Raw genomic sequence first — 21,637 nt, 5'->3', positions numbered from 1 at the left:
TCTATGCGATTTTTCGATGTCCTCAAACTCTCGCTCCGCATGTTCAAGGCGCGCACGATGCGTACCCTCTTGACCATCCTCGGCATGTCAGTCGGCATCTCGGCCATTATGTTCCTCGTCTCTTTTGGTTATGGACTCCAACGTACCCTCCTCCAGAAGATCACCACGTCCGACGCACTTGTTTCACTCGATGTCACTCTCGGAGAAGACAAAGCAGCCAAACTAAACCAAACGACCATCGAAAAGCTCGGCACGATCCCCGATGTCATCGATGTCATCCCCGCGCTCGAGCTCGCCGGCCAGGGTCGCTTCAACAACATCACACTCGACGTTTCGACCGTCTCGACCGGACCCGCCTATCTGAAAAGTGAAGGATTGAAGATTGAGGACGGTCGCCTCTTTGACAAGGGCAATGTGCACGAAATTGTCATCACCAAAGCCGTCGCCCAGGTCTATGGTGTCACACCCGAAGAAATGCTCGGGAAAACTATGGCCATCACCCTCTTCATCAACCCCGACGCGGCCGGCCGGGGTACCTCGGTCGATCTCGGGCAAGCCTACACTATCGTCGGCATCGGCGAAGGAGCTGAAAACATCGTCTATGTACCACTCGATTCTCTCGGCTCGCTCACTATCGACCAGTACACCAAGCTCAAAGTGAAGTGCCGATCGACGAATGTCATCGAGCCCGTCCGCACTGCGATCGATGCCCTCGGTCTCACGGCCTCCTCTATCTCGGAGACGATCGATCAGGCCAATAAAGTTTTCCGCGCCATCCAAATCGTCCTCATGGTTTTCGGTACGATCGCGCTCGTCGTTTCAGCCATCGGTATGTTTAACACGATGACCATCACCCTCCTCGAGCGGACCGAGGAGATCGGTATCATGAAGGCTATCGGCGCATCCAAATCTGATATCTCGCTCATGTTTGTGATGGAGTCCACTCTCATGGGCTTTCTGGGTTCCGTCGGCGGTGTCGGTATTGGTTATGTCGGTGGATTTATCATCAATGTCCTCATCAATGCCGTGGCGACGCGCTTCGGTGGCGAGGCCGTCTCGCTCTTCTACTCCCCGCTTTGGTTTGTGATGACCGTCATCGGCTTCGGTGCTTTCGTCGGCTTCCTCACCGGGGTCTTCCCGGCTCGCTCAGCGAGTAGAATTGATGCACTGGATGCATTACGATACAAATAAGTTCTTACGCCCCCGCCAGCAACGCTAGGGCGTAGCTCTTGCCGGCTGGTCGACGCCCTGCGGTACAAATAGAAACACTGCATTCAGGTTGTCCTTCTGGAAGAAAATACACTATTCAACGAGTACTCGAAAAATTTTTAGGTGAGTATCTCCGCAGTCGCTTTGCGTTCGACTTTTCGCCAGTGGGCCAGTGTCCCCTTGGCGGCTGTCCACAGCGCCCGGAAGGTCACGTAGTAGAGAAGTTGTCGGTAGAAGAACCGCTGCAAGGGAAGCCACAGGAGGAGACTGAGTCGCTCATGTCGCTCCCAGAGGAAGGGAATGAGGGCGGTGAAGAAGTCCAGTGCCAGGAAGAGTAGATAGTAACCGAGAACCTCAGGTACACCTTGGAATCCAGAAAAGGCGAGTGGATGCTGCCACTTTTGCCAACCGTACCACGCGAGCGAAGAAACGAGGAGCAGATCCATCAGCGGGGCGACGAGAGGGAACAATATTTGGAATATGAAGACATTTGGGACGGCCACCCAACCCACGCTTGGTGGTCCGAGAACAAACGCACCTTTGTGCTTCCAAGCCGTCTGAAACGTACCATAGGCCCAGCGGAAACGCTGTTTGACGAAATTCCTGACCGTCGCGGGCGCTTCGGTGAAAGCGATAGCTTCCTCCTCATAGACAATCTCGTACCCTGACCGCAGTAAACTCCACGTCGCATCGGCATCCTCCGCCAGAGTCGCGTCGGAAAATCCCCCAACTTCCACCAGAGCCGAGCGGCGCCAGCCTCCCACGGCACCAGAGATCACCGGGATGCAGTTCAGCACCTCGAACGCGCGCCGATCCAGGTTCTGACTCGTGACATACTCAAGTGCCTGCCAACGCGTCAGGAGATTGAGCCGATTGCCGACTTTCGTATTGCCAGATACGCCCGCGATTCTCGGGTCAGAGAAATGCCGGACTATTTTCCGAATCGTCTGTGGGAGGAACAGTGTGTCCGCATCCAAACTCACGATGATGTCGGCGTCTGACTCTCGGATGCCTCGATTCAGCGCGGCGGCCTTGCCAGTATGCGTCTGGGAAATGATCCGCAGGTTCGGGCAGTTCGGAAAGGACTGTTGTAACACCGCTACCGTCCGATCCACTGATCCGTCGTCGATGACGATGATACTCGAAAGCGGATAGTCTGAATCAAGGATCGAGCGCACGGTCCGAACGATCACGCGTTCCTCGTCATGCGCCGGGATGATAGCACTCACCGTCGGACGGTAGGATTGTTCTCTTCGCTCCAGCCCTTTCTTTGCGAAGCGTGCCTTCATCGTGTTCCCGAGTCCCAGTGTCCCGAGCACGACAAACCGTCCGATGCCGAGAATGATGCCGATGCCAAACATCGCTCGCATGAAGGCATTGAAGAAACTCATAGAGAGCACCGTGAGGCCATTGATATGAGAGAGGAGTCTGTCGCCAGCTGTGACCGGTGGCATAACCGTCTCCGGCGTGAGTCCCATCAGCTGCGATAGCGTAACGATCTCATAACCCTCGGCCTTCAGTCGTCCGATGATGATCGGGAGCGCTGCGACGGTCTCTTCGCGACGGCCACCCGCGTCATGCAAGAGCACGACATTACCCGCCCCAGCTTTGGCTTGGGCCAACACTTCGTCGGCGATATGTTGTGCTGACGGTTGCTTCCAATCGCTCGGGTCGATATGCATACCGACGGTGTAATAGCCGAGATCACGAGTCAGAACGAGTGGGGTAACTTCTTCCACATTCGCCGGCTCAGTGTCTTCGGCATACGGAGGTCGGAAGAGCAGTGTCTTCCTCCCGAGTATCCCTTCGATAATGCGCTCCGTACTATCGAGCTCGAGACGAAACTGCCGACGAGAAATCGCCGTGATATCCGGATGTGTATAGGTGTGATTGCCGATTTCACTGCCCTGACGAAAGATGTCTCTTAATATTTCGGGATACAAGTTCGCATTCAGCCCCGTGACGAAGAACGTCGCGGCGACATCGTATCGCTTCAGAACTGCCAAGACCTCGGGCGTATAGGTGGCATCTGGTCCGTCATCAAATGTGAGCGCGATTTTCTTCTCATCACTTCCCCCCCACCGTCTCAGGACAAAAGGCGTCGGGAAATCCGTAATCGTCTCTGCCCGAATCAGCCCAGTCGCTTCGTCGTACTCGAGGTCCCGATGACCGTTTTGTGGGGTCTCAGCCAGCTGGAGAATTTCTCCTGTTCCTTCGTAGCTGAGTTCGTAGGTGAAGCGCAATTCTTCGAGCTTTTCAGCAGCCGCACGATCGAGCGACCGCGGACGTTGGAAGAGACTCCAGATCGCTGGATCCTCTGAGCCCAGTCGCCACAATGCATACCGACCAGCACCGCCGAGCTTCTGGGCTCCTACCATCTGATTGAAGACTGAGACGGCATCCAGAAACCAAACCCGGTGAGAGACCTGCTGCTTATCCGTGTATGAGAAAGTAGGATTGAGCGAAATCGACTCAAGCCCGATCCGGCTTTGGGCCATCTCCGCCTTCCGCATGGCCTCCTGGAAAGTCAGTGAGCTATCCTCTGATTCGTCTTGCGGCCAAACATAGCCGTAGTTCCCGAGCGCCACGATATACCGATCCGGAGAAAGTGCACGGAAACGTTCCGCGATACCGGTTGCATACCAACCCATGGAAGCAATCGGCCCGGCCGTCGGCTCACTCGGCACGTGTTCATCATAGGCCATGAGGATGATCTGATCGCTCGCTCTCCCGAGTGCAGCGATATCGAAAGAATCATCAGTAAGCGGGATGCACTGCATGACTCGCAGCCCCTGCCCATGGAATTGGCGTGACAATTCTCCCATAAAGATCACGAGAGAGGCTTGGCTAGTATCGGGGACCGCTTCGAAGTCGATGGTGATACCGGCCGTCCGCTGGCTCACAGCATAGTCGAGGAGATGGCTGATGAGGGCTTGGCGCGTCTCGGGGGTAGCGAGAACTCCGGCCAGACTCTCACTGTCCCATCCGTCCGTCTGAGGATTGTAGTTATTTATGAGAGGGTAAATCGGTAATGTAGCGTGTTCGGTATCGAGAAACTCTCGAGTCTCTTGCGTCCGATCCGGATTGTCGAGAGCGAAATCCCCGGTCCCGCTCGTGAGATGGAGCCATTCCGGGATGAGACCATCCAGTGAATCCGCGTGGGCTTTCAGCGAATACAAACTATTGTCATCCCAGTTGACGAAGAAGCCGAGCACTTCCGACGGCACAGCTACGCCCTCTTTCGGGGAAGGCGCCGTGAACAGGGTCTGCCACGGGGTCACTCCTAGTGGAGTCGTCAAGACCGTATCGGCGGGAGCCGTATCCGGGAGATGATTCAGTGAAGATGCCCCTGGATCCAGAGAGGAGAGGAGCGGCGGTGTCACCAATACACTCACGGCTGTCACGCTGAAAACACAAAAGGTCAATAGACCAAGCAGGACTGTCCCTGAAACGACATAGCGTCCCCGAGCTCCATGCTGATCATGAAATATTCTCTTCCCTTCGTTCTTGTTCATACTCTTTTCTCTCGATTCGGATAGGGTTCTCGGGCGTGACAGTAGAGGATCAGTCGGCCATCTCACTTTCTACTTCTTGTTCTTGAGCGCCGTAGCGGATGGCACTTTTATTTCCAGGTGATCTGGGAACGAGTGATTATTTCCTTCCAGGGACCATCCGGCACATCTTGCTCTTCAATGAATTGCCAATCGACTGCGTCCTCACCATCCAAACCGAGGTATCCGTTCACGGCCGGTGAGAGATCGAGACCCGCATGCTTATTCTCCTGACTCTTTGGCTCAGCCTCTCCAAACACATACGTGGCATCATCCTCATCAAATGGGCCGACGTCTTCCCACTGGGCATAGGCTGTCTTCTCTCCACTGATGATCTTGATCCAGCGATTCTTCAGCATGGATTCCCTCGTCCCCCAGGTTCGCTCCCCGCTCCATGGAACGAGGGTTTGGACTTCCGGCTTCCGCTCACCATCTTCATCGAAGTCATTGAAGGGCAGAGCAAAGTAATACGGGTTCTCTCTTGGCGTGAAGTCGCTGGGGAAATAATCAGTGTCTCGCTTAACAGGATCATCAAATCCACCATAGTGGTCTTGCCAAGCGTCATCCCAAGCGCTCCGACTATTGGGGATGTCTTGATTGTCGTCATTTGCCTTTTCTCCGACCCAGAATAGTGTCGCCGAGATCTGTTCATGGAGATAATAGTCCGACTCACCCGATCCATCCGTAGTGTCTTTATTTGATCCGGGATGAATGATCGCTTCTACGACCTCTTCTCCAATTATCCGTGTCTCTTCGACGATGGTGTCGATGAAAGACCCGTGCAGGCTTCGACTTTTTTCCCCGTCCGATCCACTCGTAGCGGGTTTGGAACGAGGCGAGGGCTGGAGAAAAAAAATCACGAACACTGCCGAGATAAGAATGACCGAGACGGCTATCCCTCTGGCCACCAAACGCTGCTTTTCCTGTTGGGTGTCCCCGGGCATAGTAACTGATTGAATCACCTCCATAGTAGCACACCCGATAAACCAAAGATTGCTTTATCTAAGCCATTTCTTATATCTCATCGACAGAGAGTATAGAGACGATCTAGATCAGCTTCTCGAGATCAAGCACCTCATCGATCCTGATCTGAGCAACGAAATCGGGCACGTGGGAGACCAGGATCATCGCGCCCTGGTACTGGTCGAGGGCAGCGGCGATCACCGGCAAGTGGCGGAAATTGATGTGATTGGTCGGCTCGTCGAGGATGAGGAGGTCCGGCCGCTCAGCATAGAGACAGGCAAACATAAGGAGTCCCTTCTGACCTTCGGACAGACTATCGACTTTGTTCTGGAGGAGTTCCGCGGGGATAAGGAATTTCGCAGCGATAGCATAGGCGAGCTGGATATTCTTCTCATCCATCGCGGCGAGGAGCGTGTTGGCGACGGTCTCATTGAAGTCCAGCGTCGAGAAATCCTGCCGGTAGTAGCCGACTTTCACCCCCGAGGTGATGATCGCCCGGTCCGTGTCCCCGGTCGCGAGCGCTTCGAGGAAGGTACTCTTGCCGATGCCGTTCGGCCCCGTCACAAGGAGGTGCATGTTTTTCTTCAGGACGAGGTCAACCCGCTTCACGGCGGGCCCCAAGGGTGCAATGAGGGACACCGTCTTGATATCAACGATCGGTCCAACAACACCGTGCGTTGGGATCTCAAACGCTGGCAGTGTCTTGTCCTCTTTCCGAACATCCACCTTATTTTCTTCCAGGTCTTCGGCGAGCGTCCGCATGCGCTTGGCCACGGCACGGAGCTTACCACCCTTGTTGGCAAAGACATTCGCCTGGTCCTTCTTCTCCTTGATCGTGCGCTCCAGGCGGACGTTTTCACTCTCGGCCTTGGCGATGCGCTTCGCGATTTCCTCGATGACATCGTAGTAGTCGCCCGTGTACTGCTCGATGGTGTGCGTGAAGATATCGAGGTACAGCACGCCGTGAGTGAAAGAGTTCAAAAAGTCCGCGTCGTGCGAGATGACGATCGCCGTCTTGTCATAATCAATGAGGAACTGGGTCAGATGAGCGATCCCCTCGGCATCGAGATTGTTCGTCGGCTCGTCAAGGAGGAGAATGTCTGGATTCTGAATGAGGGCCGAAGCGAGGAGGAGCCGCGCCTGCTGGCCGCCGCTGAACTCTCGGATGGTCCGATCCAAGGGTGGCATGGGGAGATGGACCACCTCGAGCACGTTTTCGATATGTTTTGGCAGATCCCACTGTTTCTCGTGGAAGAACTGCTGGAAATAGTCCAGGACTGTGAGATCGAGTTGGTGTCGAGGAATTGTCTGCCGGCCGATGGCGACCGTCTCATCGCGATCAATCGAGATGCGGCCACTCTGCGGCTTTGACTCGCCCGTGATGAGTCCAAAGAGCGAGCTTTTACCCGCGCCGTTCTGCCCCATGAGCGTCAGCTTCGCTCCCCGCCGCACCGCAAAACTCACCTCATCGAGGATGGGTTTCTTGTGTCCGTGTTCGAAGGACACCTTGTCGAATCGGAGAACGACGCTGTCGCGAGCCATTGGGGTGGAGAAAAAAAGAAAACGCCAAATACGGCGAAAGCAGTATGACACGGAATTAGCCGAGGAGCAAGGCACATGATTGAACTATCGGTTCAATTCGTCTTCATTGAAAACTGTGAATCGGGCATTGAAAAACCCTCTCTCCTCAATTCACTCCCAACCCCGTCGGCGCAGCGGGAGGAGTAGTGTCGGTGCCACTATACGGGTTACCGTTACCGAGGTAGTTCATGATGTACTGAGTGAGCGACGCACTGCCACAAAATCCGCGCGTGATGCTCACATCTGTGCACATCACCTGTTTAACCCACGATTCGTCGGGCCACGGCCACAGCACATTTCCCGTGTCCGTATTCCAGCCGCTCTCGCCCTGCAGCGTGCCGTCAGTACCAATCTTGTTGACGATCTGCGCCCCGAGCTGCCCGCCACCACTGCCCGCTGTCTTGAGGTTCGACGCTGCTTCGATGCGCGGCAGGTAGAGCAAGCCATTACTCAGTGGATCGTAGGTCTGTCGGCCAGTTGTCGAACAGTTGGTCGATAGGTTGGAAAACGTGTCGCAGTAAGTGGCAGTCATGCCGCTGACATCCGCATCTATATCGTGGAAGATCGAGCTGATTGCTGTGTTCGACCCAGCTGAAAAATCGCCGATACCGCCCTTCCAATCACCGGACAACGTCACGGTACTGCGTCCAATGGTGAGCCGCGTCGAGGTCGATGTGACACTGCCGGCACAACACATTGCAATGCCACCGTTGGCGTTGTCCCACAGCACATTGTCCGTCAACGTCACGTTGCTGATGTCATTCCCCGAGGCCGATGCATCCATCCGCAGGCCCAGGTCGGGATTATTGAGGATGATTGATCCGACGATGCCGTTACCATTGTTGGCATGCGCCACCGACGAGTTTTTGACCATGTAGAACGCGCCTGACCAGTCGAGCGAGGCGAGCGAGTCCAGCACGACGCAGTTGAGGCACCATGAGTCGCTGCTGACGTAGAAATTGATTCCGCTTGACGGGTTGCTCGGCCCGGTCCAACCGCCGTCGTGGCGGATCACGGCACGTCGCAGCACCACGCGATCAGCGTTGTAGACGAGGACGTTGTAGCGCCCGTTTGCCACTCCGTGCACCACGATGTCTTCAAGCAGAATGTCGGCAGTGTCGTTGAAGTCGTTTGAGCCAATGAGCAAATTGACTTGGTTACCGCTCGACGCCCCGCCACGGAATTCGCACTTCTGGAACTTCAGATGATTGCCGAGGATTTCTTTACCGTTGTTGCCGCTGCGAAAATTGATGCCAATGACATTGATATAGGCATCGGTGTTGATCATCGACAACCCGGTCATCACAACGCTGTGATTATTCTCGGCGCGAACGACAATGTAGTTGCCGGACGTGCCATTGGGAATCGATTGCAGCGTTTCGCTGTACGTGCCATCGCCAATCGTAAGGGTATCGCCGGCAGACAAGCAGCCCAGTCCGGCCGATACCGTCAATTTCCGGTTAGCTGCCGTGCTACTCGTCGCCGTCCCGCACGTGTTGCTGTTTGAACCGGATTTGCCGACATAGTATGTCGCGGCCTGCGCGATCATTCCTGAGAATGCAAACAGTCCGACCAAGGCGAAGAGAAACACTCCGCATATGACAGACTTATGTGGCAGCTGAAACAATAGACCCGAACTCTTCAAACGCATAGTTTTCATTGTACCCCCAACCCAGTCGGCCTCCGAGGGTTACTCTCTGGCGAGCCCCGTCGGCGCAGCTGGCGGGGTGGTGTCGCCACCGCCGCTCGGCATCGCAGGGCGAGTGTCAGTCACACGCAAGTCATCAAAATCGATCTGAGCGGTGAAGCTCGATCCATCCCGATCCGAGAAGAAGTCCGAGAGGAGGATATAGTTAAAGCCCTTGTTCCCATCGACCCAGTCATCCGTCGCCGTATAAATCTGGGTATCGTCGATCCAGATTGCCGTGTTCCCAGTCCCGGGTGATCCGCTGCCTGAATTATACTGGAACTTGAACTGCACATTTTCATTTGGAGGTTCGACCTCCAAATAACACTGCCAATCATACCCCCCGACCGCCTCCAATTACTCGACGGCGAGACTCGTCGGTGAGGTGGGAGGAGTGGTGTCGGAAGGGGTGGTGTCTTCGACGGAGAGGTTGGTACCATCGAACTTAAATTGAACGCTGACAACTGCAATGTTGCTGCTGTTTCTCAAGAGGTAGGCACCGCGGACTATTTCTTCCCGCACACCCGCGTCCGCTCATCATGCAAAAACATCAGCGTCTCTTGTTTTAATACTTTGCGCAGTTTAGAAAACTCCGCATATGGGAGAAGCGAATTCAGATCTTCCGTAAGCACTTTCTCGGTGACATGCTTTTCCACAAAATTAAAAAGCTGTCGAAAAAATGTCTCCAAATCCGTCCCGCGCCTCTCTCGAATCACCTCATCGGTGTACCGAAAACCGCGCAAAAAGAAATGATGGATGTCATACACGTCCCTTCCGGCCAACGACTCGTTCTTTTCGTAACGGTCAATCAGGGCCACGAGCTTGTTCGCAAACATCGTCTCGACGCTCTGACACGCGACCAGTCGGTCAATTTCTGGCAAACGCACCGTCTGGTATTTGTTCGCGGATACCGGCGGAAAGGTGACGTCCACCTTCAGCGAGTTTCTCTTGTTTCCCACGACAGGGTACCGCAAGAAATATTGTGCGGTATTTTTGCTCGCATCCTTGATCTCCAATCCGAGGCCAGTAAATACCGCTTCCATCTTCTCTCGGATAGATGGAAGTGCTTCTGCGGTCGCTACGACAAGATCGAAATCCAGATCAACGGAAAATCGGTCCAGATAGCCGAGCATAGCGGCACATGTCCCGCCCTTGAAACGCAAGACGGAAGCGAGCATCATATCGTCGACCAATGCGGAGAGGAGCCGGTACAGCCAGGCCTTATGAATGGCATCTTCGGGGTGGGGTAATATCATATATTTCTCGTTATTGGCAAATACCCCACTTGCTGTTGCACTCGCCTGACCTTTTTCCAGTCAATAAGTGCCTCTGCATCGAAATGAAAACGTGGGTTGAAATAGAGCATATCGGCAACCGCCCGCTCGACACTTGCAAAGTACACTCCGTCCTTCTCAACGACACCGGCATTATTAAACAAGAAAGCGGCCCGCAATCTTCTGGAAAGATACTGTCGTTGCCCGATGGTCAGATGTTTCGATTGTGCGCTCACCAGAGTGATGTGTCGCATCGGCTGATTGATGATGCCCTCGCGGCTCAGGATTGTTTCGGTACTGACGTAGGCGTATTGATGCAGTGCTTTAACACCCAGGAGATACGGATTGATCTCTGATGGTGGGTGGAGAGAGTAGAAACCCTTGTAGATACGAAACAGTACCCCGGTTTGAGCATATCGTTTGAGCGTCGTATAGAGCGTATTCGCGCTGGTGATTCCCCACAAGTTAGCCAGGTCACGCGCATGGAACACCGTCTCGCCGGAGCGAGCCAAGTACGTGAATCGCTCGTTTTTACCGTCCATTTTTTCTGTACTCATACGTACAGATTAACATGACATCGTGTCTCGCGCAATCACTGCACCCCGAGCGCTGTCGGCGCCGCAGGAGGGGTGGTGTCACTCCCACCGAGATAACCACCGTTTACGATATCTTGCCAGCTGTCGGTGAGTAAGAATGCATCATATCTTCGGTGATGGGGCGGGCAATCATACGCTGGCTGACACATCGTTCCACCGAGTCCGATGATGTCGATGTCTGGAGTATTGTTCGCTGCAGTGATTATATTGTCATATTCTGAAATAAGGACACCATCAGCATACAATGCAACGTACCCCGTATTGGTATTCGAAAACCTGATCACTCGGACGAGTGAGTGCCAGGTGTCATACGCGAGCTGCACGGAATGCCCTACTCCATACCCCCCTCGATTATTGGGAATCGCATCATAGTATTCGATTGAAGGGTTGAGGTGAAACGACGGATTCGCTTCCCATATCGTATAGTGTCCGACTGATCCTTGCGTACCACCCCACGTGCCCCACCCTTGACCGATATCCCAGCGAATACCATTTCCAAATAATTCAGTTCCTTTATCGCCGGTATCATTTCCAGGCTTGTACCATATATCCACCCCGTTGATCCGAGTGAAATTAAAATACATGCCGAGGTAAATCGTCGTCCCGAGCAAATTCGGGGTCGGTCTCGTGGGTCCCACGGGAGTTGAATTTCCCGCCGTCCCCCTGCCCGGCAACCGTGGTCCACTCAAAATACTTATTGCCTTGAGGAGCACCTCCACAATTCACATGCCCCGTGGCCGCCGTTGGATTCCCATCGCCCCCCGGCCAAAAAACTGACTCCGGAATATTCGCTCCACACGTGAGGGATTCAGCATTTTGGTTAATGTAGACTGTAGCTTCCGCCGCCGATGGTGCAACGAATAGACTGATGACCACGACTGCCACTGAAGCTCGTCTCCTTCCGAAGGAATTTCCAGTCATACCATTTCAAATCACTGTACTCCGAGCCCCCTCGGCACAGCAGGCGCTGTGGTGTCGCTGCAGTACTGCTCATTCATTTTTATAAGAGGCTACCGCCCCAGATTATACAGCTGAGTCACTTCGGCGGACGTGATCACCCGGTTGTACACCCGGACTTCGTCGATCTTGCCGTCGAAAAAATCATTCAAGCCATTGCCATATGACCCAATCGCCCCTACGAAGGTCGCATCGCTATTGGGCGTCCCGGACGGAGCTACCGTTTCCGTGGACGAGACCAGGGCGCCATTGATGTAGAACGCTGGATCATTGGTGGTTGAACTATCGTTGTATGAGAGACAAATATGCGTCCATGTACTATCTGGAATTACCCCACTGCCCGTCTGCCAAAAAGCGTCACCGCCCGACCACCCCCGTACGAAGCGTGCGCGACCATCCGCCTCAGTGTAGTACACGTTCCAGCCGGTTGTAGAATCATCCTTGGTGACGATACTCCCATCAGCCGTACCGTCCGGGTTGACCCACGCGCATGTTGTCAGATTGACGATATCGTCCAGTACAGCAGGTGACCCCAATGCAATATAGTCATTCACTCCGTCGAAGTTCAGCGCCTGCCCGATACGACCCGGAGTGGCGGAAGCAGTCGACATATTCGTCGCGTCGCCGTGGTCCCCGTTGCCGGAGGTGTCCTTCACTTCGGTCGTCGTATCGCCCCAGGCCACGTCCTGCCCAGCCGTTCCAACTCGCCTGCGAACAGCTGTTCGAAGCGGACTGCTGATAGGGCCAGTTCGTCGGGATGGTGGTCGGAGTCTCCCAGGTTTCCCCTACTCCGGTCGATCCGAGGTAATCAACCGCCTGAGTAGACGGAACGAAAGCCATGCCCACACCGAGAACTACCACCAAACAAGCGAGGTGTCGAACTCTCATCGATTTATGCATAGGTATTATCTCTTTGCGTTATTGTACCACCAACCCTGTCGGCGCAGCTGGCGGGGTGGTATCACTGCCCCCCTGAGTGATCGTCCCTGCCGACATCGAACCAGTCATGCCGGTACCCGTGTCAGAGAAAATCTCAAAATCATCCCAGTACGTGTGATTATTCGCGTCGTGATCCCAACCTGGATTCAGTGACCAATTGGATATCATATGAAAATCGGCCCAGTACCCGGCCCCCAGCGGGTCGTCGGTATTGACACTTGTCGCTTCCCAACACAAGCCGTCGTCTACCCATATTCGTGCAATGCCATTATTCTGACTAGGTGTTGATTCCAACAAGTAGATTTCGATAGAGTGCCATGCACCGTCCCTCACCTCAGGACCACAGCCCCAATTCGTTGTGCCAATCTGGGTTGAATCGCTCTTGTAAATAGTGGAAAGAAGGGTAGCCCCTGTCCCGTATTCAAACTGGAATCCTGAAAAACTAACGGCCCCAGGACCGCGAAACAGCTTAGCTCCCTGTTTGTAATCCACATCACTGTCGATGCGCACCCAGAACCGGATGAAGCTTTCGCGCGACTTCGACCAAGCGCTCTTGATCATCTCCTGGCTGCGGTGGCCATAAGTTCCTTGAGTCCCGTCCCAATTACAGCGTGCCATGTTCGAGCCACCGTGCGGGCCTATCACGCCATCGAGGGCACTCGAGACGACATCACACTTGGCGTAATAACCACTACTCTCGCCGGGTGCCCAAGCATTCGTCGTACCGTCCTCGAAGCCATCAGAAAACACCCGGCCGGCGGCGAACGCGCTGCTTGAGTCTAGTGACAAACCTAAAGCGAGCGTGAAAAGAATAAGAAATGATTTCTGAAATGAGTTTTTCATGATGTCTCTATTGTACCCCAGTCCGGTCGGCGCGGAAGGAGGAGTGGTGTCCCCGCCGCCGCCAGCTGCAATGACGATCGCCGTTCCGTTGGCGTTGCATGCCCCGGCGTCGTCGCACACATACAGATAAGCCGTACTCGCGTTAGCGAACCGGCCGGCATTGACTGTCGTCGCAATCGAGCCGCTAGCCCAAGAGGTCGCGCGCTGGTTCTCGCAAATTCCTCTCGATGAGTATGTGTTGTTCTGGCACAAAAGGACACGCGCCGCGGACGTGTCGTAGTACACATCGGCGTAATACCGGTAGTTAGTTCCAGTTGTGGTGTTGATCTGGTAATTACGCGAGTAACCCCCAATAAGATGCGTTTGCGTCAGGTCATTCTCAGGCGGCGGCAGGCCGAAACGCCCCCTGTAATCGACCAGCACGCGGCCGTCTTCCCAAACTTTTAGCCACCCGTCCGTGCCGGGCGTGGAATGTTTGTATTCGTATTCTATTTTCGTCCATACCCCTGACCACCAATCATTCCCGTTGAAATTCCAGAATCCGCTGTGCCCGTTCAGATCAGGGATGTCGAATCGTTCGTTGGTCGAATAAATGACGTACTGCGGGGATCCAGGGGGTGAATAGGGCACGCCGATGTTGACCGACATGGTGTACGGACTACCCAACGCCGCGACATGGCCCTGATCGACGGACGCCATTTTGAAGTTGTTGTCCCCGTCGTTCAGGCCGAACTGGAAGTTGTCATCGACCCGAAAATAGTAGCTAAAGTAGGTATACGACGGATAGCCAGGCATCGTAGGCCGAAACTTCCAAAACCCTACGTCATAACCGCATTCTGAATTCGCCGATCCTGTACTCGCATGCGCGCCAGCTATGTATTTCGTCGCACGGGCATGCGGCAGCGAGATCCCCCGAATGCTGGTCGTGTAGTTTGGGTCGTACCGATGGTCGGTTGTGCAATTTGGGTATTTGCCATCCCACTTGTCCAGCAGCGTCCCCCCTGTCGCATCATCCCAAACAAGCGGCGCGGCCGTGGTCTTGGTCCCAAAGGCCGACCCGTTGACCGTCACGCTGCCGCCGTGCGACCACGTTCCACTGGTGCCACTGATAGAGGGAGCAGCGAGTGCAATTTTTGCCAAGCTGAAGAAGAGGAGGGGTAAAAAAACAGCCAGAAAGATTGATTTGTATTTTGCAGTGGTCATGATGAGTTTATTGTACCCCCAGTCCCGTCGGCGCGGCGGGTGGGGTGGTGTCGGTGCCGTTGGCGGCGATGTCACCGCCTGCCATCGTGCCCGTGTGTGCTTCATTGGCATTGTCGGTCCAGATTTCCCAATCGTCGAAGTACGTATGATTATTCATGTCGTGTTCCCAACCGACTTCATTGGACCAATTTGAAACGGCGTTCACACGCGCCCATGACTCGTCTTGGGTCGTGTTGCCGCTTCGGTCACAGAATAAATTATCATTGAGCCACACTTTTGCCTGACCACTAACGCCCTCTTTTATATAGATCTCAAATTTGTTCCACTGCCTGATGTTTGTCGCCGCTGAGTAGCAGTTGGGACTGAGCCAATTGGCATTTCCTCCGCGGACGGCATATATCTGACAAATAACTCCTGCACTCACTCCCTGTTCCAATTGGAAGTCACAAAACGAACCACCAAGATCACCAAAACGTAGTAGTTTAGAACCAGTGTTTAAGTCCACATCATTGTCGTAGCGGACCCAAAAACGAATAAAGACATCTGAGGTGTAGTTACTGGATTCAAAAAAATTGGCGTTATAAAAGTTGGGATCCTGCCAGTCGAGGTTCGTCCAATTACACTGGGCCGCGTAGCTACCGGTATGCGGTGCGACACTTCCGACCGACGTCGATTGGATGACGACAGGGCATTTGTTCTTGCCTAACGGATTCTGCGACCAGAGATTATTGTTGCCGGACTCAAAACCGTCTGTCAGCACCCGCCCCGCGGCTAAGGCTGAATGTGGAGAGAGGAAAAAGAATCCGAGAGCGAGGGTGATACCGAAAAGTGCGAGAAATATCCTGTTCATATTTTCTATTGTACTCCCAGTCCCGTCGGAGCCGCCGGCGGGTGGTGTCGGTACTCCCCTGTGTCATCGTGCCAGCTGACAGGGTGCCAGTGCCACCGGTGCCGGTGTCGGAGTACACCTCGAAGTCGTCCCAATAAATGTGATTGTTGGCATCGTGCGCCCAGTCGACTTCGGTCAGCGACCAATTCGACATCACGTGGAAATCAGCCCAATAGGATGGTCCGAGCGGATCATCCGTATTCTGATTCAATGCCTCCCAACAAAGTTTATCGTCTACCCAGATCCGAGCCTCCCCGTTGGTACTGCCAGAAGTCGATTCCTTGAGATATATTTCGATCTGATGCCAGTTGCCGTTGCGGATCGGCGGGTCGTAGTTATACCCTGGTTGCGCAGAGCAACCATAATTGGCGCTCCCAATCGACTGAGCATTTGATTTGAAGAGCGCCGAGAAAAGCGCTGCCACCGCACCTTCTTCAAACTGCCAGCCTGAATAACTCGTGCCCCCCGGCCCGCGAAAAAGCTTTGCTCCCTTTGCAACGTCCACGTCACTATCGACACGCGTCCAAAACCGAATGAGCATCTCGCGGCTCTTTGACCACCCTGAAATTGCCATTGCCTGATTCTGGTGCCCGAAGGGTCCTGCCGTGCCGTCCCAGTTACATCGAGCCATCTTCGTGCCGGACAGTGGGCCAACCCCGCCGTCCAGCGCCGACGTGACGACATCACATTTGCCATATATCCCCGTACCTCCAGACACCCACGCATTCGCATTCCCACTCTCCCAGCCGTCATAGAACACCCGCCCGGCGGCGGAGGCGTCACTCGCGAAGAAAAGGCCCACGAAAAGAGGGAGAGAGTAGAGGGTGATGAGAAACGATCGTCTCATGCCATCATTGGTTTGAACTGTTTGAATTGTCTCCGAGCGGTCAAAGTCCAAATGTGATAGAGATGGACTCAGTTGCCTGTGGCAAGCGCGGTGATCTCACTCGCGGAGAGGGCGCGGCTATAGATACGCGCATCATCGATCTTCCCCTTCCATGACTGGCCGTTCCAACCCATACCGACACGCACCTGGCTCGTACCCACGACCGGAGAGGCGGTCACTGCCTTAGACCCCTGTGCCACGCCGTTGATATAGATTCTCATGACATTGCCCGCGTCATCGAAGACACCGGCAACATGACTCCAGGCGTTGAGCGACATACCGGTAGTGGGAACTTCATAATAGTACCAGTTATTGCTCCCGTTCGAGAATCCGAGCTGCAGCTTGTTGTCCGTCACCTGAAAATGATACTCCGACGAGCTTGGATTCACCTTGGTGATGATGTCGCGGTCTCCGGAGAGTGTCGTGGGATAGACCCAGGCGGCAAGCGTGAAGCTCCCTGGGAGCCGAAGCCCGGTCTGCGACCCCATGTTGACGTAATCATTGGCACCGTCGAAATTGAGCGCGCTACCGACTTTCCCCGTCGTCCATGCCGGACCATTGGTGAGCGTGCCACTATACCCGTTCGATGAAGCGTCGCTCGTCGTGGTACCAGTCCCCTCATCAAACTTCCAGTGTCCGATCAGTCCGGTCGGGGCCGATGTGGTCGTCAATGTCATATCGCCTGACACGGCCAGATTCCCCGCCGCGTCCCTCGACTTCACGCGATAGTGATAGAGCGTGCCGGGAGAGAGTCCGGAAAGATTCTGACTATGACTCGTGAGCATAGCCGTATTGAGTGTCGTCGACTGTCCATAACTTGTGGTCGCCCCATACTCCACTTGAGTATCCGCGGCTTCGTTCGTCGTCCAAGTTATCGTAGCTCCTGTGGTAGTGATTGCGGCTGCAGTGATGGCACTGATCACCGGGGCGGTCGTATCCGGAGTGAGCGTCGTGGCAGAAGCAGTCGCGGACAGTGCCGACTCATTCCCCGCCGCATCAAAGGCGCTCACGGCATACGTGTACGCCGTTGACGGAGTCAGTCCGGTATCTTGGTAGGAGAGCACGGTCGTCGTCGCGACCGAAACACCATTCCTCCATATGCGGTATCCGGTGACACCGACGTTGTCAGTACTCGCGTTCCAAGCGAGATTGATCTGCGTCGTCGAAACCGCCGTAGAGAGCAGATTCGTCGGCATACTTGGGACGACCGTGTCGGTATTTTGCACCGTTACTGTGACCGTCGCGGTATTTTCATTGCCGGCCGCATCGAGCGCGCGAGCGGAGAGCGTATGCGTCCCCTCCGAGAGAAGCAGCGTGTCAACATTCGCCGTGAACGGTGTGGTCGTGTCGGTAGCATGCGAGACGGCATCGACACTGAATTCAACAGAAGCCACTCCCCGGTCATCAGAGGCGTTGGCGGCGACTGCCACGGTTCCGGCGACGATCGCACCATTTGCAGGAGACGTGATAGAAACGGTCGGCGCTACCGTATCCGGCGCCGCGACAGCAAAGGTGATGTCGTAGTCTGTCGTGTTCTGATTGCCGGCCGTATCCTCGCAACGCACAAAGTAGGTGTACGCAGTTCCGGCAGTAACGGTAACCGCTGTGGAATGATTCGCCCCGCCCGTCGTGCCCATCACCGCGGTCATAGCAGCATAGGCAGTATTCGCCGTCGTGCCGTATTTGCAGGTTGCGTTTTCATCGGTCACAAGCGACAGAGTGGCCTGCGTGGTCGTCTCCGGGAGTGTCCCTGTCGGCGCGCCGTTGGTCCGTACTGGCGGCGTCGTATCGACGACGGGGCCTCCTACGGGCGTATTCATATCCGTCGCGATCTCACTCGCTATGAGTGCGCGGTTGTAGACACGGACATCATCGATCTTGCCGCTCCATGACTGGCCGGTCCAGCCCATGCCGATGTGCGTTTCATTGGTACTGGGAGCGGGCGATGCAGCGACCGACTGCGTCCCTTGCAGGACACCGTTGATATACATCGTGAAGGTATTATTCGCATCATCAAAGACGCTGACCACATGACTCCACGCATTGAGTGGCATACTGGCGGTCGAAGCGTTCTGATAGTACCAGCTCCCACCGCTGGAAAACCCGACTTGAATCTGGGTGCCGGTAGTCTGCAGGTGATATTCGGAGGAAACCGCGCTCACCCTGGTGATGATGTCACGATCACCGGAAAACGTTGTCGGATAGACCCAGGCAGAGAGCGTAAAACTTCCGGGAAGCTGCAGCGCGCTGGATGCGCCGAGGTTCACATAATCATTCGCGCCATCAAACGAGAGCGCGCCATCGTTTTTCCCTGCCGTTGTCCATGAAGGACCGTTCACCAATGTGCCCGTGATATTGTTACCCGAGAAATCGGCTGCCGTCGTGCCACTCCCTGCATTAAAGTTATAGGCAGCGACCAGACCCGGAAGGGCAGGCTGGTTCGTCGTGGTAAAGGTGAAGTCGCCGGAGACGGATGTGTTCCCGGAACCATCGGCACTGTGCACGCGATAGTGGTAGAGCGTATTGGCCGTCAGATTAGGGAGAGCGATATCGTGGTTCTGCGTAAGAGCGCTCTGGAGCGTGGAGAGTTGTCCATAGGCAGCCGTCGTGCCATATTCCACTTGCCCATTCGCAGCTTCGTCTGTCGTCCACACGATGTTCGCACTCGCACTAGCAATGCTCGTCGCACTCACACCTGAAATCACCGGGGAAGTCGTGTCGGGAGGAGTCGGGATTCCCGACGCGTCATTACGGTAGAGATGGATGAACTGCGGCGTGTCATAAGCGATACTCACGAGATCGTCGTCGCCGTCTTGGTCGATATCGACCACGCGTGCACCGAGGTGCGCCTCTTTACCGGATCCCACGACATGTTCAGTAAACGCGCCCGTACCACTATTCTGCCAGACCGCCGTCTTGAGCGAGCCCTTGTGCTCACCAAGCACGATGTCGATGTCACCGTCGCGATCGATATCGCCGATATCCATGGCGTTGGTACTCCCCTGCGCGACCAGCGCGTGACGCACCCAGTTAGCCGTGGTCGGATCAGCCGGCGCTTCCCACCAAAACGTCTGCGCACCCGAGGCCACGCCGTTTTCTTCCGTGCCGATGATATCGGGACGATTATCGCCGTTCAAGTCAGCCACCGCGAAACGATCGGGGTAGACCGCTTCGTTCATATTGCCGATCGTGAAAGACTGCCAATTGCCAAGACCTGTCCCGGGATTGCGGTACCACTCGACGAGCTTGGTATCACCCGTCCCAGCGGCAATGTCGATGTCGCCGTCATGATCGATATCAGCCGCACCGAACCCTTCATCGGAGGGATTAGCGTTCACCTGCACCTTGGTCCAGGGATCGACTGCGGGATTAAGCGGGATCGTGAAATACCAAATTCCCACGCTGCTCGATGTCACGATCTCCGGTCTCCCACCTGAACGCAGATCAGCAAAGCGGTATCCCTGCGCGCCTAAGACATGGCTTGTGGCCGGCACATCGCCCATGCGGACGGCATTCCAGCTTGTCCCTGAAGTATTCGCCGCCTCGAGCCAGTAGAGGGCGAGCACGCTTCCTTCGGTCTTTTGTCCGATCACATCGGCCAAGGCATCGCCGTCGACATCGCCGACCAGCATCGCCTCGATCGCGTTCGGCAAAGCTGCCGACTGTGTCCACGCACCGGTCAGATCGCCGCCCGGATTCTTGTACCAATGCTGTCCCGAGACAATGTCGCGCTTTCCATCATTGTCCATGTCGCCAAAGTTCAATCCGAATGTCTGCGAATGACTGCCGGTGACTTCCACGTATGTCCACTGATCGAGCGACGCGGTGAAGTTCGTCACGTTTTCCCAGATCGTCGTCGGAGGGTTTCCGATCCAGTTCGCACCAAAGATGTCGAGGTCGCCATCGCTCCCGATATCGACGAGCCGCTGATTGTGCGTACCAACCGTCGAGACGATAGTTTTCGTGAAGGTCGTGTCGGGCGCCTGTGTATACACCGCGAGTTCAAGCAACTCAAGTCCCGCAACGATATCGAGCCGGCCGTCACGATCGACATCACCGATACTCAGCTTGTGACTTCCCATGGCGGTATCGACGACATGCTCGATCCAGGCTCCTGAGAACGGATCTGCCGGTCCTTCATACCATGCGAATTTTCCCCGCGCGTGCTGACCGATGAACACGATATCGGGACGCGTGTCACCATTGATATCAGCCACCGTGCCGGTCGTGTCCGCCGGAAAACCGCTCGCCACAGCATGCACTGTCCACGTTCCGGTACGGGTATGGGTGGGATTCTCGATCCATGCTCCGTCTGCCACCAGATCGATATCGCCGTCGCGGTCGACATCGCCGATGCCGAGTCCTTCATCCCCTCCTACTGCGCTCGTGATATCTTTTTGTGTCCACGTGGTTGGCGTGTCCTGGAAGATAATAGAGGTGTTCGCCTTGCGTGCAATGACGTCAACTTTTCCGTCGCGATCGACATCGCCGACTTCAATATCATGGGCCCACGTGCCATGCGAACCGATCACGTGTCGTGTCCACGGCGTGGTGGCGGGACTGGCACTTGGAAGAGGATTCTCCAGCCAGATGACATTGGAGCCCGCGACGAACTCGGCCGTCACAATGTCGAGGTCTCCGTCGAGATCAACATCGACAACCTGCATGTCAGTAGTAAATTCCTCAATTGCCGTGGCGATCGTATGTTTCGTCCACGCGGGATATTCATACCAGCTCATCTCTGCCCCACCCATGATGACATCAGGGAAGCCATCGTTGTTGATATCGCCCGCCGCCTTCACATCACCGCTCGTCGTAACGTCGATGGTCGTCTCATCAAAAACAGGCGTCGCAGAGAAACACCTGGGACAAAAAATAAACCGAAACCCAAGAATATCAAACAAGAGGTGAGTCCGACGGAAACACGCTGCTGTCTAGTACATCGATCTATCCCACATCCTTTCTCTGATTCCAAAACGGCGTCTCTGTTTCGATACTGCATACGGTATGGTTTATTAAAAAAATCCGAACATTTCAACCACTGTGCACTGGAAGTGCA

The 21,637-nt window shown here is 55.0% G+C and carries 15 protein-coding genes; 1 reads left to right on the top strand and 14 read right to left on the bottom strand.

Going from position 1 to position 21,637, the window contains the following annotated elements; all coding sequences use genetic code 11:
* Positions 1 to 3: 3 nt before the first annotated feature.
* Complete coding sequence (locus IPJ68_00200) at positions 4 to 1,191, top strand: ABC transporter permease (protein ID QQR78698.1); 1,188 nt, start codon at positions 4 to 6, stop codon at positions 1,189 to 1,191.
* Between the two features lie 137 nt (positions 1,192 to 1,328).
* On the opposite strand, the gene IPJ68_00195 is transcribed toward IPJ68_00200, so the two are convergent.
* From IPJ68_00195 to IPJ68_00130, 14 genes are all read right to left on the bottom strand, one after another.
* Positions 1,329 to 4,724, bottom strand: coding sequence for a glycosyltransferase (locus IPJ68_00195; GenBank protein QQR78697.1), 3,396 nt, complete (start codon positions 4,722 to 4,724; stop codon positions 1,329 to 1,331).
* A gap of 107 nt (positions 4,725 to 4,831) precedes the next feature.
* Positions 4,832 to 5,704: a hypothetical protein gene (locus tag IPJ68_00190; GenBank protein QQR78696.1), complete on the bottom strand. Its 873-nt coding sequence runs from the start codon at positions 5,702 to 5,704 to the stop codon at positions 4,832 to 4,834.
* 103 nt (positions 5,705 to 5,807) lie between these two features.
* A complete protein-coding gene (locus tag IPJ68_00185) occupies positions 5,808 to 7,265 on the bottom strand; it encodes an ABC-F family ATP-binding cassette domain-containing protein (protein QQR78695.1) in 1,458 nt (485 codons plus the stop codon).
* A gap of 145 nt (positions 7,266 to 7,410) precedes the next feature.
* The gene (locus IPJ68_00180) at positions 7,411 to 8,955 is read right to left on the bottom strand and encodes a hypothetical protein (protein QQR78694.1); all 1,545 of its coding nucleotides are present in this window, start codon (positions 8,953 to 8,955) and stop codon (positions 7,411 to 7,413) included.
* A 39-nt stretch (positions 8,956 to 8,994) separates the two neighbouring features.
* Positions 8,995 to 9,285 carry a hypothetical protein gene (locus tag IPJ68_00175; GenBank protein ID QQR78693.1) on the bottom strand — a complete coding sequence of 97 codons (291 nt, stop codon included), beginning with the start codon at positions 9,283 to 9,285 and terminating at the stop codon, positions 8,995 to 8,997.
* A gap of 212 nt (positions 9,286 to 9,497) precedes the next feature.
* Complete coding sequence (locus tag IPJ68_00170) at positions 9,498 to 10,247, bottom strand: nucleotidyl transferase AbiEii/AbiGii toxin family protein (protein ID QQR78692.1); 750 nt, start codon at positions 10,245 to 10,247, stop codon at positions 9,498 to 9,500.
* On the bottom strand, positions 10,244 to 10,822 hold the full coding sequence (locus IPJ68_00165; GenBank protein QQR78691.1) for a hypothetical protein: 579 nt from the start codon (positions 10,820 to 10,822) through the stop codon (positions 10,244 to 10,246). The genes IPJ68_00170 and IPJ68_00165 overlap by 4 nt, the downstream gene beginning before the upstream one ends.
* 35 nt (positions 10,823 to 10,857) lie before the next feature.
* Positions 10,858 to 11,499: a hypothetical protein gene (locus IPJ68_00160; protein ID QQR78690.1), complete on the bottom strand. Its 642-nt coding sequence runs from the start codon at positions 11,497 to 11,499 to the stop codon at positions 10,858 to 10,860.
* Between the two features lie 372 nt (positions 11,500 to 11,871).
* On the bottom strand, positions 11,872 to 12,429 hold the full coding sequence (locus IPJ68_00155) for a LamG domain-containing protein (protein QQR78689.1): 558 nt from the start codon (positions 12,427 to 12,429) through the stop codon (positions 11,872 to 11,874).
* Complete coding sequence (locus IPJ68_00150) at positions 12,365 to 12,718, bottom strand: hypothetical protein (GenBank protein ID QQR78688.1); 354 nt, start codon at positions 12,716 to 12,718, stop codon at positions 12,365 to 12,367. Before IPJ68_00150 ends, IPJ68_00155 begins: the two co-directional genes overlap by 65 nt.
* Before the next feature lie 18 nt (positions 12,719 to 12,736).
* A complete protein-coding gene (locus IPJ68_00145) occupies positions 12,737 to 14,803 on the bottom strand; it encodes a hypothetical protein (protein QQR78687.1) in 2,067 nt (688 codons plus the stop codon).
* A gap of 7 nt (positions 14,804 to 14,810) precedes the next feature.
* Complete coding sequence (locus IPJ68_00140) at positions 14,811 to 15,653, bottom strand: hypothetical protein (GenBank protein ID QQR78686.1); 843 nt, start codon at positions 15,651 to 15,653, stop codon at positions 14,811 to 14,813.
* Positions 15,544 to 16,539 (bottom strand): hypothetical protein, encoded by a 996-nt coding sequence (locus IPJ68_00135; protein QQR78685.1) that lies wholly within the window; start codon positions 16,537 to 16,539, stop codon positions 15,544 to 15,546. The genes IPJ68_00140 and IPJ68_00135 overlap by 110 nt, the downstream gene beginning before the upstream one ends.
* 68 nt (positions 16,540 to 16,607) lie before the next feature.
* Positions 16,608 to 21,482: a VCBS repeat-containing protein gene (locus IPJ68_00130; protein ID QQR78684.1), complete on the bottom strand. Its 4,875-nt coding sequence runs from the start codon at positions 21,480 to 21,482 to the stop codon at positions 16,608 to 16,610.
* Between the last annotated feature and the right edge of the window lie 155 nt (positions 21,483 to 21,637).

Source organism: Candidatus Moraniibacteriota bacterium (assembly GCA_016699425.1).
Taxonomy (GTDB): Bacteria; Patescibacteriota; Minisyncoccia; order Moranbacterales; family UBA1568; genus SSEF01.
This window is presented reverse-complemented; position numbering and strand designations above follow the sequence as displayed.